14 protein-coding genes and 2 tRNA genes are annotated in these 13,256 nt (G+C 73.1%); 7 read left to right on the top strand and 9 right to left on the bottom strand.

Features of this window, described 5'->3' with window-relative positions:
* Positions 1–45: 45 nt before the first annotated feature.
* The 3 genes from ACIP64_RS38865 to ACIP64_RS38855 all read left to right on the top strand — a co-directional run bounded on the left by ACIP64_RS38865 (position 46) and on the right by ACIP64_RS38855 (position 3,041).
* Complete coding sequence (locus tag ACIP64_RS38865) at positions 46–1,263, top strand: pyridoxal phosphate-dependent aminotransferase (RefSeq protein ID WP_401596870.1); 1,218 nt, start codon at positions 46–48, stop codon at positions 1,261–1,263.
* 155 nt (positions 1,264–1,418) lie between these two features.
* Positions 1,419–2,432, top strand: a complete 1,014-nt coding sequence (locus ACIP64_RS38860; protein WP_401596867.1) for an adenosine deaminase — start codon at positions 1,419–1,421, stop codon at positions 2,430–2,432.
* Between the two features lie 135 nt (positions 2,433–2,567).
* On the top strand, positions 2,568–3,041 hold the full coding sequence (locus tag ACIP64_RS38855) for a GNAT family N-acetyltransferase (RefSeq protein WP_401596864.1): 474 nt from the start codon (positions 2,568–2,570) through the stop codon (positions 3,039–3,041).
* A gap of 21 nt (positions 3,042–3,062) precedes the next feature.
* Here the strand turns inward: ACIP64_RS38855 and ACIP64_RS38850 are convergent, their stop codons facing one another.
* Both ACIP64_RS38850 and ACIP64_RS38845 read right to left on the bottom strand, forming a co-directional pair.
* The gene (locus tag ACIP64_RS38850; RefSeq protein ID WP_401596861.1) at positions 3,063–4,118 is read right to left on the bottom strand and encodes a UDP-N-acetylmuramate dehydrogenase; all 1,056 of its coding nucleotides are present in this window, start codon (positions 4,116–4,118) and stop codon (positions 3,063–3,065) included.
* 68 nt (positions 4,119–4,186) lie between these two features.
* Positions 4,187–5,356 (bottom strand): thiolase family protein, encoded by a 1,170-nt coding sequence (locus tag ACIP64_RS38845; RefSeq protein WP_401596858.1) that lies wholly within the window; start codon positions 5,354–5,356, stop codon positions 4,187–4,189.
* Positions 5,357–5,478: 122 nt separating this feature from the next.
* Here ACIP64_RS38845 and ACIP64_RS38840 point away from each other — a divergent pair, with 122 nt between their 5' ends.
* Entirely contained in the window at positions 5,479–5,952 is a 474-nt protein-coding gene (locus tag ACIP64_RS38840) for a winged helix-turn-helix transcriptional regulator (protein ID WP_401596855.1), read from the top strand.
* A 73-nt stretch (positions 5,953–6,025) separates the two neighbouring features.
* Here the strand turns inward: ACIP64_RS38840 and ACIP64_RS38835 are convergent, their stop codons facing one another.
* The 7 genes from ACIP64_RS38835 to ACIP64_RS38805 form a co-directional block, all read right to left on the bottom strand.
* Complete coding sequence (locus ACIP64_RS38835) at positions 6,026–7,495, bottom strand: DHA2 family efflux MFS transporter permease subunit (protein WP_401596852.1); 1,470 nt, start codon at positions 7,493–7,495, stop codon at positions 6,026–6,028.
* 102 nt (positions 7,496–7,597) lie between these two features.
* A complete protein-coding gene (locus ACIP64_RS38830) occupies positions 7,598–8,176 on the bottom strand; it encodes a TetR/AcrR family transcriptional regulator (RefSeq protein WP_401596849.1) in 579 nt (192 codons plus the stop codon).
* A 90-nt stretch (positions 8,177–8,266) separates the two neighbouring features.
* Positions 8,267–8,701: a MaoC family dehydratase gene (locus ACIP64_RS38825; RefSeq protein WP_401596846.1), complete on the bottom strand. Its 435-nt coding sequence runs from the start codon at positions 8,699–8,701 to the stop codon at positions 8,267–8,269.
* Between the two features lie 4 nt (positions 8,702–8,705).
* Positions 8,706–9,158 carry a MaoC family dehydratase N-terminal domain-containing protein gene (locus ACIP64_RS38820; protein ID WP_360902584.1) on the bottom strand — a complete coding sequence of 151 codons (453 nt, stop codon included), beginning with the start codon at positions 9,156–9,158 and terminating at the stop codon, positions 8,706–8,708.
* Positions 9,159–9,256: 98 nt separating this feature from the next.
* The gene (gene rpmG, locus ACIP64_RS38815; RefSeq protein WP_004571794.1) at positions 9,257–9,421 is read right to left on the bottom strand and encodes a 50S ribosomal protein L33; all 165 of its coding nucleotides are present in this window, start codon (positions 9,419–9,421) and stop codon (positions 9,257–9,259) included.
* Positions 9,422–9,510: 89 nt separating this feature from the next.
* Positions 9,511–9,583: transfer RNA gene (locus tag ACIP64_RS38810), tRNA-Met, on the bottom strand.
* 46 nt (positions 9,584–9,629) lie between these two features.
* A tRNA-Thr gene (locus ACIP64_RS38805) sits at positions 9,630–9,702 on the bottom strand.
* A 215-nt stretch (positions 9,703–9,917) separates the two neighbouring features.
* On the opposite strand from ACIP64_RS38805, the gene ACIP64_RS38800 reads away from it, so the two are divergent.
* The 3 genes from ACIP64_RS38800 (at position 9,918) to ACIP64_RS38790 (ending at position 13,193) form a co-directional block, all read left to right on the top strand.
* Positions 9,918–11,171 (top strand): amidohydrolase family protein, encoded by a 1,254-nt coding sequence (locus ACIP64_RS38800; protein WP_401596842.1) that lies wholly within the window; start codon positions 9,918–9,920, stop codon positions 11,169–11,171.
* Positions 11,172–11,199: 28 nt separating this feature from the next.
* On the top strand, positions 11,200–11,862 hold the full coding sequence (locus tag ACIP64_RS38795) for an NAD(P)H-binding protein (RefSeq protein WP_401596839.1): 663 nt from the start codon (positions 11,200–11,202) through the stop codon (positions 11,860–11,862).
* A gap of 122 nt (positions 11,863–11,984) precedes the next feature.
* Complete coding sequence (locus tag ACIP64_RS38790; RefSeq protein ID WP_401596836.1) at positions 11,985–13,193, top strand: Kelch repeat-containing protein; 1,209 nt, start codon at positions 11,985–11,987, stop codon at positions 13,191–13,193.
* Positions 13,194–13,256 lie beyond the last annotated feature (63 nt).

Raw genomic sequence — 13,256 nt, 5'->3', positions numbered from 1 at the left:
TGAACTCGTGTGCCCGGGCCCCCCGCGGTCTGCGACGATGCAGACATGACCGCAGCAAATGAACGACGCGTGTCGGCCCGCATCGGGTCGATCTCCGAGTCCGCGACGCTCGCCGTGGACGCCAAGGCCAAAGCGCTCAAGGCCGCCGGGCGACCGGTCATCGGCTTCGGTGCCGGCGAGCCCGACTTCCCCACGCCCGACTACATCGTCGAGGCGGCCGTGGAGGCGTGCCGCAATCCGAAGTTCCACCGCTACACCCCCGCCGGCGGCCTCCCGGAGCTGAAGGCCGCGATCGCCGCCAAGACGCTGCGCGACTCCGGCTACGAGGTCGACGCCTCCCAGGTGCTGGTCACCAACGGCGGCAAGCAGGCCATCTACGAGGCCTTCGCGGCCATCCTCGACCCGGGCGACGAGGTGATCGTCCCGGCCCCGTACTGGACGACCTACCCCGAGTCGATCCGGCTGGCCGGCGGTGTCCCGGTCGCGGTCGTGGCCGACGAGACGACCGGCTACCGGGTCTCCGTGGAGCAGCTGGAGGCCGCGCGCACCGAGAACACCAAGGTCGTGCTCTTCGTGTCGCCGTCCAACCCGACCGGCGCCGTCTACAGCGAGGCCGAGACCGAGGCGATCGGCCGCTGGGCCCACGAGCACGGCCTGTGGGTGCTGACCGACGAGATCTACGAGCACCTGGTCTACGGCGGCGCCTCCTCGGTCTCGCTGCCCGCGCTCCTGCCCGAGCTGCGCGACAAGTGCATCGTGGTCAACGGCGTCGCCAAGACGTACGCCATGACCGGCTGGCGCGTCGGGTGGGTCATCGGGCCGAAGGACGTGGTCAAGGCCGCGACCAACCTCCAGTCGCACGCCACCTCGAATGTGAGCAACGTCGCACAGGCCGCCGCCCTGGCCGCCGTCTCCGGCGACCTGGAGGCCGTGGCGCGGATGCGCGAGGCCTTCGACCGGCGCCGGCAGACCATCGTGCGGATGCTCAACGAGATCCCGGGCGTGGTGTGCCCCGAGCCGGAGGGCGCGTTCTACGTGTACCCGTCGGTCAAGGACGTGCTCGGCAAGGACATCCGCGGCAAGCGGCCGCAGAGCTCCGTGGAGCTCGCCGAGCTCATCCTGGAGGACGCCGAGGTCGCGGTCGTCCCGGGGGAGGCCTTCGGCACCCCGGGCTATCTGCGGCTGTCGTACGCGCTCGGCGACGAGGACCTCGTCGAGGGCGTCTCCCGGATCCAGAAGCTGCTGGGCGAGGCAAAGGCCTGACTGGCCTGACTGCCCTCACTGCCCTGACTGCCCTGACGCATCGGTGCTGTCGCGGGCCCCGGCCGGTTCGGCCGGGGCCCGCGCGCGTGTACGGGCAAGCCCTCGTTCGGGGAAAGCGCTACCGGCAACCCGGGGCGGTGCGGCAGGATCTCTGAATGGCACGTGATGTTTCCCTTCTCCCCAAGGCGCACCTCCACCTGCACTTCACCGGCTCGATGCGGCCGGCGACCCTGCTGGAACTGGCCGACAAGTACGGGGTGCACCTCCCCGAGGCCCTGACCTCCGGCGAGCCGCCGAGGCTCCGCGCGACCGACGAACGCGGCTGGTTCCGCTTCCAGCGCCTGTACGACATCGCGCGTTCGGTGCTCCGCTCCCCCGACGACATCCGGCGGCTGGTGCGGGAAGCCGCGGAGGAGGACGCCAGGGACGGTTCGGGGTGGCTGGAGATACAGGTCGACCCGACCTCGTACGCGCCCCGGCTGGGCGGGCTGATCCCGGCCATGGAGATCATCCTGGACGCGGTGGAGAGCGCCTCCCGCGACACCGGCGTGGGCATGGCGGTGGTCGTCGCCGCCAACCGCACCAAGCACCCCCTCGATGCCCGCACCCTGGCCCGCCTCGCGGTCCGCTACGCCGACCACGGCGTCGTCGGCTTCGGGCTCTCCAACGACGAACGGCGCGGCCTGGCAAGGGACTTCGACCGCGCCTTCGCCATCGCCCGGGAGGGCGGCCTGCTGGCGGCCCCGCACGGGGGCGAGCTCTCGGGGGCGAGCAGCGTCCGCGACTGCCTGGACGACCTGCACGCGAGCCGGATCGGGCACGGCGTGCGGGCCGCGGAGGACCCCCGGCTCATGGCGAAGCTCGCCGAGCGCGGCGTGACCTGCGAGGTCTGCCCCTCCTCCAATGTCGCACTCGGCGTCTACGAGGAGCCCGGACAGGTGCCGCTGCGCACCCTCTACGACGCCGGGGTGCCGATGGCCCTGGGCGCCGACGACCCGCTGCTGTTCGGCTCGCGGCTGGCCGCCCAGTACGAACTGGCACGGGAGGCCCACGGCTTCGGCGACGCCGAACTCGCCGAACTGGCCCGCCAGTCCGTACGCGGCTCGGCGGCGCCGCAGGGGGTCCGCAACAAGCTGCTGGCCGGCGTCGACGACTGGCTCGCTCACTGATCCAGGGCGATCCCGGCCGGCACGGCCCGCACGATGGCGGCGGCCGGCAGCGCGGCGGCCGTGTCCGTGTCGGCGTCGGCGCGGGCCCCCGAAAGTCACTTCCCGCCCGCCGGGCACTGCGGCATCGTTCCCTGCATGACACGCGCACCACGCCTGGAAACGATCACCGCCGGCAACCTCGACGCCGCGCTCGGCCTGCGGGTCCGGCCCGGACAGGAGCACCTGGTCGCGCCGGTCGTGAAGTCCCTCGCCGAGGCGTACGTCCATCAGGACACCGCCTGGCCGCGGCTGATCACCGACGGCGGCCGGGCGGTCGGCTTCGTGATGGCGTTCCTGGACATCGACTGGACCGGCGACGGCACGGGCCGGGACGTGCGGTCCGGCCTGTGGCGGCTGCTCGTGGACGCGGACGAGCAGGGCCGCGGTTACGGCCGCTTCGCCGTCGCGGAGGTCGCCGCCGAGATCCGCCGTCGCGGCGGCACCCGGATGACCAGCACATGGGTGCCGGGCCCGGGCGGCCCCGAGCGGTTCTACGAGGGCCTCGGCTTCCGCCCGACCGGGGAGACCAGCGGGGACCAGGTGGTGGGCGAGCTGGAACTCGGCGTCTGACCGGGCCCCGGCCCGGCCCCGTCAGACGCTGACGCCGACCGTCACCGGCTCGTTGACCAGGGTGACGCCGAAGGCCTCGTGGACGCCGGCGACGACCTCGCGGGCGAGCGCGAGCAGGTCGGCGGTGGTGGCGGAGCCGCGGTTGGTCAGGGCGAGGGTGTGCTTGCTGGAGATGCGGGCGGGGCCCGTGCCGTAGCCCTTGGTGAAGCCCGCCTTGTCGATCAGCCAGGCCGCGGAGGTCTTGATGCGGCCGTCGCCCGAGGGGTAGGCGGGCGGTTCGGCGTCCGGGCCGAGGCGGTCGTGGACGCGGGCGAGGAAGTCCGCGTAGCCGGCCTCGGTGAGAACCGGGTTGGTGAAGAAGGAGCCGGCCGACCAGGTGTCGTGGTCCTCCGGGTCCAGCACCATGCCCTTGCCGGAGCGCAGCTTCAGCACCGTCTCGCGGGCCGTGGCCAGCGCCACCCGGTCACCGGCGCCGACTCCCAGGGCGCGGGCCACTTCGGCGTACTTGACGGGGGCGGACATGCCGCCCGCGTCCTCCAGCTCGAAGCGGACGCGCAGCACGACATAGCGCGCGGGGTCCGCCTTGAAGCGGCTGTGGCGGTACGAGAAGGCGCAGGCGGCGTTGGAGAGGGTGACGGTCTCCCCCGCGACGCGGTCGTAGGCGGTCACCTCGGTGATCGTGCTCGCCACTTCCTGGCCGTACGCGCCCACGTTCTGGATCGGCGTGGCACCGGCGGAGCCCGGGATGCCCGCCAGGCACTCCACGCCCGCCAGGCCCGCTTCGACGGTGCGGGCGACGGCGTCCGTCCAGACCTCGCCCGCGGCCAGCTCCAGCGCGGTGCCGCGCAGTGCGAAGCCCTGGGTGGCGATGCGCAGCGCGGTGCCCGCGAAGCCCTCGTCGCCGATGACCAGGTTGCTGCCGCCGCCGATGACCAGCAGCGGGGTCCCGGACGCGTCCGCCTCCCGGACGGCCTCGACGACCTCGGCGTCGGTGGTCGCGGTCACCAGGCGGGTGGCGGGGCCGCCGAGGCGGAAGGTGGTCAGGGGCGCGAGCGGGGCGTCGTGGAGTACGTGCACGGCATTCAGGGTACGGGGCGGGCCGCGTCGTCCCGGGGCCCGGCCGCCCCGTACTCCCGGGGGGTGGCTTACAGGGCCTCGACGATCGTCGCGTTGGCCAGGCCGCCCGCCTCGCACATGGTCTGCAGTCCGTAGCGCGCGCCGCGCGCCCGCAGGGCGTGGACGAGGGTGGTCATCAGCCGGGTGCCGCTGGCGCCGAGCGGGTGGCCCAGTGCGATGGCGCCGCCGTTGACGTTGACCTTGGCCGGGTCGGCGCCGGTCTCCTGCTGCCAGGCGAGGACGACGCCGGCGAAGGCCTCGTTGACCTCGAACAGGTCGATGTCCGACAGGTTCAGCCCGGCGCGGCGCAGCACGCGCTCGGTGGCCGGGATGACACCGGTCAGCATCAGCAGCGGGTCGGAGCCGGTGACGGCGAAGCTGTGCAGCCGGGCGAGCGGGCGCAGGCCGAGGCGTTCGGCGGTCTCGCTGCTCATGATCAGCACGGCGGAGGCGCCGTCGTTGATCGGGCTGCTGTTGCCGGCGGTGACCGACCAGTCGATCTGCGGGAAGCGCTCGGCGTAGCCGGGGTGGGCGAAGGCGGGGCGCAGCCCGGCAAGGACCTCCGGGGTGGTGGTGGGGCGCACCGACTCGTCGGCGGTCAGTCCGGCGAGCGGGGCGACCTCCGCGTCGAAGGCGCCCGCCGCCCAGGCCGCGGCCGCCTTGCGATGCGACTCGGTGGCGAAGACGTCCATGGCCTCGCGGCTGAGCGAGTGCTTGGCCGCGATCAGTTCGGCGCTGATGCCCTGCGGGACGAGTCCTCCGGGGAAGCGCTCGGCGATACCGGGCCCGAACGGGTCGGAGCCGGGGAGCACGCTCGACCCCATGGGCACCCGGCTCATCGACTCCACTCCGCAGGCCACGACGATGTCGTAGGCGCCCGCGATGACGCCCTGCGCGGCGAAGTGCACGGCCTGCTGCGAGGACCCGCACTGGCGGTCGACGGTGGTGGCCGGGACGGAGTCGGGGAAGCCGGCGGACAGCCACGCCCAGCGGGTGGTGTTCATCGCCTGCTCGCCGACCTGGCCGACGGTGCCGCCGACGACGTCGTCGACGAGCGCGGGGTCGATGCCGCTGCGGGTGACGAGCTCGGCGAGCGTGTGGGCGAGCAGTTCCACCGGGTGCGTGCCGGCGAGCGCCCCGCCGGGCTTGCCCTTGCCGATGGGAGTGCGGACGGCTTCGACGATGACGGCGTCGCGCATGAGGGTCGCCTCCTGGGGTGAGGGTGGGGTTCAGGGGGTTGATTTGAATATCCAACTAACTCCCTACTCCAGAGTAGGACCAGTCGATTTGAATTCACAACCTGCCATGTGAGACTGGACCGGTGAGCCCGACCACACCCCGCCCCGCCCTTCCCGGGCGCCCCTGCTCCGCCGCCGCCGCGCTCCAGGTCGTCGGAGAGAAGTGGGCGCTGCTCGCGATGCGCGAGATCCTCTACGGCAACCACCGCTTCGACGCCATCGCCCGCAACACCGGCGCCCCCCGCGACCGGCTCACGGCACGGCTGCGCGCGCTGGAGGAGGCCGGCGTCATCGAGCGCCGCGCGTACAGCGAGCGCCCGCCGCGCTACGAGTACCACCCCACCGCCGCCGGCCGGGACCTCGCCGAGGTCCTGCGCGCCCTGGTCCGGTGGGGCGACACGTGGATCCTCGACGAGCCGCCGGTCGCCTTCCACCACCACGACCACCCGTTCGACCCCGTCGAGACGTGCCGCACCTGCGGCGAGACGGTGGGCGAGGGCAGCCTCTCGCTCCGCCTCAACACCCCGGACTGGGACCACAGCGGCCCCGTCGGCTGAGCGCCCCCGGGCACGCCCGGAAGCGCCGGTGCGGCCCCACCCGCGACGGGGTGGGGCCGCACCGGCGCCGGTGTCACTGCTCGGCGCCCACCAGGAGCCGCGCGTCCCCGGCCGCAGCGGTCTTCTCCGCGGCCGCCGCGGCGGACCGCCGCCCCGGTACGAGGAGTGCCGCGACCGCGCCGGCGCCGACCGCCGCCGCTCCCACCCAGAGGGCGGGGGTGAGTCCGTCCACGAAGCGGGCGGCGGACTCGTAGCCGCCCTGTGCGGAGAAGACCGCCGCCAACGTGGCCACGCCGAGCGCGCCGCCGACCTCCCGCAGGGCGTTGTTGGCGCCGGAGGCGATGCCCTGCTCCTCCGGGCGGACGCTGCTCATGACGATGTTGGCGCTGGGCGCGAAGTACAGCGCCATGCCGACACCGCTCACGATGAGCGCCGGGAGCTGCGCCGCGTACGACATGCCCGGTTCGACGACCAGGGCGAAGAGCCCGAGGCCGACCGCCTGGAGGGCGAGTCCCGCCGCGACGACCGGGCGGCCGCCGATCCGGTCGGAGAGGATGCCCGCGATCGGCGCCACGATCATCGGCATGCCGGTCCAGGGCAGCATCCGCAGCCCGGCCTCCGTCGGGGAGTAGCCCGCCGCGTTCTGCAGGAACTGGCTGAGCAGGAAGATCGACCCGAACATCCCGAGGAACATCAGCAGGCTGGCCGCGTTGATCGCGGCGAAGGCGCGGCTGCGGAACAGCCGCATCGGCAGGATCGGGTTGCGGGCCCGCATGCCGTGCCGCACGAAGAGGGCGAGCAGGACGCCGCCACCGATCAGGCCGCCGAGCACCGGTCCGCTGGTCCAGCCGTCGGCGTTGCCGCGGACCAGGGCGTAGACGATCCCGAAGAGGCCGGCGCTGGCGAGCAGCGTGCCGGGCAGGTCCAGCCGCGGGTTGGGGCCGCGGCTCTCCGCCAGGCGCAGCCGGGCGAGCGGGATGAGCAGCAGGCCGATCGGGACGTTGACCCAGAAGATCCACTGCCAGGAGATGTGCTCGGTCAGGGACCCGCCGATCAGCGGTCCGGCCGCGACCGCGAGGCCGTTGACCGCGCCCCAGATGCCGAAGACCATGCCGCGCCGCTGCGGCGGCACCGCGGCCGACAGCAGGGTGAGCGTGAGCGGCATGAGGATGGCGGCGCCGACGCCCTGGACCGCGCGGGCCGCGATCAGCTCGCCCATGCCCGGCGCGAGCGCGGCGCCGGCGGAGGCGGTGGAGAAGACGCCGAGGCCGACCAGGAACATACGGCGGCGCCCGAAGCGGTCGCCGAGGGCCGCGCCGAACATCAGGAGGACGGCGAAGGTGAGTGTGTAGGCGCTCACCGTCCACTCCAGTTCCTCCAGGGCGCCGCCCAGGTCCTTGCGGATGGAGGGCAGCGCGGTGGTGACGACGAGGTTGTCCAGCGCGGCCATGAAGCCGGCGACGCTGGTGATGAGCAGGGCCCATCCGAAGCCACCGCGTCCCGCGGCGGCGTCCTTCCGCTGTTCTTGCTGTGCCGGTTCCATGATCTCGTTCCCCCAAGCTGATTAGTAATCGATCAATTACTTTTGCGGGCAGACGTCTGCCCGGGTCCGGCCGGCGCGGTCCGCCGGCCCTCCCCTGCGTGCTCAGTGCGTACCGGCCGGGGGTTTCCCCGGGAACCGGTCGGCGTACAGCTCGTCGATGCCCGTCCAGCAGCGCGCGCTCGGCGGGACACCCAGCGCGACCAGGACGTTCACCAGCATCCCGGTGCCGAAGAACTCGGCGACCTCCTGCTCGCTGACTCCCGTGCGCGCCGCGACGTACTCCCACAGCCCCAGCCAGCCGCCGCGGCAGGCGTCGCGGATCTCCTCGTCGTCGACGGCGGCCACGTACATCTGGAGTTGCATCCGCAGGACGTCGCCGCCCGAGATGAGCTCCTGGTACGAGCCGCACATCGCCTGGAAGGCATCCGCCCCCGCCAGTCCCTGCGCCGCCTTCTCGAAGTGCGCCTCTATGGTGCGGACGCACCGCTCGGCCACGGCCAGGAACAGTGCCTTCTTGTTCGGGAAGAGCCGGAAGAGGTAGGGCTGCGACACTCCCATCCGTGTGGCGATGGCGGCGGTGGACGTGCCGTGGTAGCCGCCCATGCCGAACTCCGTCATCGCGGCGCGCACGGCCGCCTCGCGGCGTTCGTCCGCACTCATCCGCATTCCGTCGCTCGCCATGCTCAGTAAGTTATCAGTCACTAACAAGGCTGCACAAGGGGGAGGCGGCGGGATGTCCCGCCGCCTCCCCCTTGTGCGTCCGCGACCGGGCTACGCCAGCCGGACCACCGCGCGGGACATGCCCAGCACCTTCTGCCCGGCGCTGACGGCGGTCAGATCGACCCGCACCGTGCGGTCGTCGTCGTCGAGCTTGGCCGCGACCTTGGCGCTCACTTCGATGAGCGCGCCCTCGTCGCCGTCGGGCACCACGACCGGCTTGGTGAAGCGCACCCCGTAGTCGACGACCGCTCCCGGGTCGCCCGCCCAGTCCGTCACCACGCGGATCGCCGAGGCCATGGTGAACATGCCATGCGCGATGACGTCCGGCAGGCCCACCTCCTTGGCGAACCGCTCGTTCCAGTGGATCGGGTTGAAGTCACCCGAGGCACCCGCGTACCGCACGAGCGTCGCGCGGTCCACGGGGAAGGACCGCGCCGGCAGTTCGGTGCCGACCTCGACCTCGTCGTAGGAGATCTTCGCCGTCATCAGCTCACTCACCCTCCGGCGCGCGCGCCACCAGCTTGGTCAGCGCCGTCACCACGTGCTCGCCGCTCTCGTCGTACGCCTCGCCGCGGACGTCGATGACATCGTTGCCCGCGAGCGACTTGATCGCGTCGATCGCGACCCGCACCGACAACCGGTCGCCGGCCCGCACCGGGCGGGTGTAGGCGAACCGCTGGTCGCCGTGGACGACCCGGTCGTAGTCCAGTCCCAGCTCCGGGTCGAGGATGACCTGCATCGAAGCCTTGAACGTCATCACGAAGGCGAAGGTCGGCGGGGCGATCACATCGGGGTGCCCGAGCGCCTTGGCCGCCTCGGGATCGATGTAGACCGGGTTCGGGTCGCCGATCGCCTCGGCGAACTCGCGGATCTTCTCCCGGCCGACCTCGTACGGGGCGGTGGGGGGATACGTCCGTCCCACGAACGACTGATCCAGCGCCATCGGCACCTCCTGGAGCTGTGGTGATTCCTGGTCCAACAACGCCGCAAGGCCGCCCCTGAAGTACAGGGACGGCCTCGTCGGACTTACTACGGCCTGTGTCAGCGCGTCTCGCGGTGCGCGGTGTGCGCGTTGCAGCGCGGACAGTGCTTCTTCATCTCAAGACGGTCCGGGTCGTTGCGCCGGTTCTTCTTGGTGATGTAGTTCCGCTCCTTGCACTCCACGCAGGCCAGCGTGATCTTCGGGCGGACGTCGGTGGCGGCCACGTGAGTGCTCCTTGACGAACGGTAATAAGGTTTCGAACATGGAAAGAGTAGCCGATTGAAGGACCGATCCCACAATCGGCTACGCAAGGTAGCGGCGACCGGACTTGAACCGGTGACACAGCGATTATGAGCCGCTTGCTCTACCGACTGAGCTACGCCGCTTCGATGAGGAGATCACCCGCCCGGAGGCGGGTCACCTGATCATCAGAGCCCCAATACGGAATCGAACCGTAGACCTTCTCCTTACCATGGAGACGCTCTGCCGACTGAGCTATTGGGGCGAGCGAGGAAGACATTACACGGTCCGCCGCCGAAGGTGAAATCCGTATCCAGTGGGCGCCGGCGCGGGTCACCCAGGAGGTGGCCGCGCGCCACCCACCCGGTCCCGTACGACACTTGACGGCACCAGTACGACTATTCGCTCTTCCCGGACGGATCGGGCACCGGCCCCTAGGCTCGGATCCGCGTGATCTTGCCTCCGGCCCCGAGGAGCGCGATGACCGACAGCCAGCCGCAACCGCCCGCCGACCCGCTCCGCGGCGAATCCGCCCCGGCGCCCGCCCTCCTGCTCTGCGGGGGCCGCCTCGCCGACGGCCGGACGGTCGACGTGCGCCTGGCCGGGCCGCGGATCGAGGCCGTCGGCACCGCGGGCAGCCTCGCCGGCGACGGGCAGACACCCCGGGTCGACCTCGCCGGCTACCTGCTGCTGCCCGCCCCCGCCGAGCCGCACGCCCACCTCGACACCGCCCTGACCGCCGACTGCGCCGGTCCGCCCTCGTACGACGGCGAGGAGGTCCAGCGCCGGGTCACCGAGGCCGCCCTGCTCCAGCTCGGCCACGGCGCGACCGCGGTGCGGGCCCACGCGCGCATCGGCGACGTGCAGGGGCTGCGCGCCGTCGAGGCCGTGCTGCAGGCCCGGCGCGCCCTGCGCGGGCTGATCGAGGTGCAGGCCGTCGCCGTACCGCGGGTGCTCACCGGCGCGGCGGGCGCGGACAGCCTCGCGATGCTCCACGACGCGCTGAAGATGGGGGCAGGCGTCGTGGGCGGCTGCCCCGACCTGGACCCCGACCCCTCCGGGTACGCGGAGGCGGTGCTCGGCGTCGCCGCGGAGTACGGCCTCCCCGTCGACCTTCACACCGACGCGGCCGACCCCGCCCGGCTCTCCCGGCTCGCCGCCATGGCCGGCGGCCTGCGCCCCGGGGTCACCCTGGGGCCGTGCGGGGGCCTGGCCCTGCAGGGCGCCGACACCGTCACCCGGCTCGCCGGGCAGCTCGCGGCCGCCGGGGTCTCGCTGACCGCCCTGCCGCAGGGCGGCTGCGGCGCCATGGAGTCCGTGCGCCGGGGCGCCACCGCCCCGGTGCGGACACTGCGCGCGGCCGGGGTGCGCGTCGCCGCGGGCAGCGGGGCGCTGCGCGACCTGACCAATCCGGTGGGCCGGGGCGACCCCCTGGAGGCCGCGTTCCTGCTCGCGTCGCACGGCGAGTGCTCCCCCGCGGAGGCCTACGACGCGATCAGCCGCGAGGCCCGGGCCGTCATGGGGCTGCCCGAAGTGCGGGTCGAGGCGGGCTTCCCCGCGGAGCTGCTGGCGGTGCGGGCCGAGCGCCTGGAGAACGCGTTGTCGCTCGCGTACAGCCGGGTCGTGATCCACCGGGGCAGGGTGGTCTCGCGCACCAGTGCTGTCCGCGAGTTCACCGACACGCTCGCCCTCGACCTGCCGCGTCAGTCCCGGAGCCGCCGTGATCCGGCATGAGGCGTCCGGCGGGCGTACGGTCGGTGGCATGCGCACTGTGATCGCTGGTGGACATGGACAGATCGCGCTGCGGCTGGAGCGGCTGCTCGCCGGGCGCGGTGACGAGGTGGCGGGCATCATCCGCAAGCCCGAACAGGCCGCGGCGCTGAGAGAGGCCGGCGCGGAGCCGGTCGTCCTGGACCTGGAGTCGGCCTCGGTCGCCGAGGTCGCGGACGTCCTGCGGGACGCCGGCGCGGTGGTCTTCGCCGCGGGCGCGGGACCCGGCAGCGGCGTCGCACGCAAGGAGACGGTCGACCGGGACGCCGCCGTGCTGCTCGCCGACGCGGCCGAACGCGCGGGCGTACGCCGCTATCTGATGGTCTCGTCGATGGGCGCCGACTCCGATCCCCGGCCGGGCACCGACGACACCTTCGCCGCCTACCTGAAGGCCAAGGGCGCCGCCGACGCGTCCCTGCGGCACCGCACCGCCCTCGACTGGACCGTCCTGCGGCCCGGCCAGCTCACCAACGACCCCGGCACCGGCCGGGTGCGGCTCGCCGCGTCCACCGGGTACGGCTCGGTGACCCGCGACGACGTCGCCGCGGTCCTGGCCGAACTGCTCGACACCCCCTCGACGGCCGGTCTGACGCTGGAACTGATCGGTGGTCACACCCCGGTGCCGGTCGCGGTCAAGGACGTCGCCGGCAACTGACGGTCACTTCATTCATTTGGCCGTCACAGTGAGCGACCATCCGTGACGGCCCCTTGAATGGCCTCATCAGTCTCATTTCGGTCGCAGCGCATCGCTGCGGCATGCCACGAAAGAGGTGTCCGATGAGGCGTATTGAACGATCGGGCCAGGACGACACTCCGCCCGGCATATCCCGCCCCCGCCGCCGCCACCGCTGGCGGCGGCTCGCTGTTCTGGCGCTCGCCCCCCTGCTGGCCCTGTCCGCCACCGGCGCGACCGCCCAGGGCGTGTGGCTGACCCTCCCCTCCATCCCCACCGCCCGTTCGGGCCACGCGGCGGCGACGGCACCGTGCCCGGGCGGGCTGCAGCAGGCGTGCGTGTACGTGTTCGGTGGGCAGCAGCCTCCTGGCGGCGGCCCCTTCCGTTCCGAGCTCGAGGCCTACAGCCCGGCGACCAATGCCTGGGCGACCCTGACTCCGCTGCCCACGCCGCGCGAAGGACTCGCGGGACGCGGAGCACCCTGCCCCGGTCGGCCCCAGGACGGATGCGTTTACGCGATCGGCGGCCGGAACGCGAGCGGCCTGGTCTCCACGGTGGAGGCGTACAGCCCGGCCACCGGCGCCTGGGCCACCCTCACCCCGCTGCCCACCCCGCGCGCCGACCTCGCCGCGGCAAAGGCACCCTGCCCCACCGGGCTCGGCCTGCGCGGCACCTGCGTGTACGCGATCGGCGGCCAGGGCGCGACCGGCCCCGTCGCGACGGTGGAGGCGTACAGCCCGGCCACCGAGACCTGGGCCACGCTGACGCCGCTGCCCGGCCTCCGCACCGACATCGGCGCCGTGGGCGCCCCCTGTCCCCCCGGAATGGGCCTGCGCGGCGGCTGCGTGTACGCCGTCGACAGCACCGGTTCGCTGCTGCTCTACAGCCCGGTCACGAACGCGTGGATGACGCTCCGCTCGCTTCCTCTCGCGCACGCCGACCGGCCGGCCGTGGTCGCGGCGCCCTGCCCGGGCGGACTGCCCGGCGGCTGCGTGTACGTCGTCGGCGGCGCGGGTACCGCAGCGCGGGCCGTCCACGCCTACAGCCCCGTCACCGGTGGCTGGATCACCCTGCCCGTGACGCCCACCGGCCACCGGCGCACGGCCGGCACGGTGGCGCCCTGCCCCAAGGAATCCACGAGCCCCTGCGTGTACGTCGTCGGCGGGTCGTCCGACGGAGGCATTCCGATCGCGGTCCCGGACGGCACGGCTGCCGAGGCCTTCGCCGTCGAACGCGACCCGCAGCGTCCGGGCGGGCCCGGCGGGCCCGGGGGGCCCGGTGGTCCTGGCGGTCCCGGCGGACCTCGCGGATGAGCGGGCCGACCGCCCCCGTCCCGTCGTCCTTTGACTCCCTCTCTTTGAGCACGCTCCCCACAA

Source organism: Streptomyces sp. NPDC088733, assembly GCF_044751185.1.
Classification (GTDB): domain Bacteria; phylum Actinomycetota; class Actinomycetes; order Streptomycetales; family Streptomycetaceae; genus Actinacidiphila.
The sequence above is the reverse complement of the archived record's forward strand: the minus strand, read 5'-3'. Positions and strand labels throughout refer to the sequence as shown.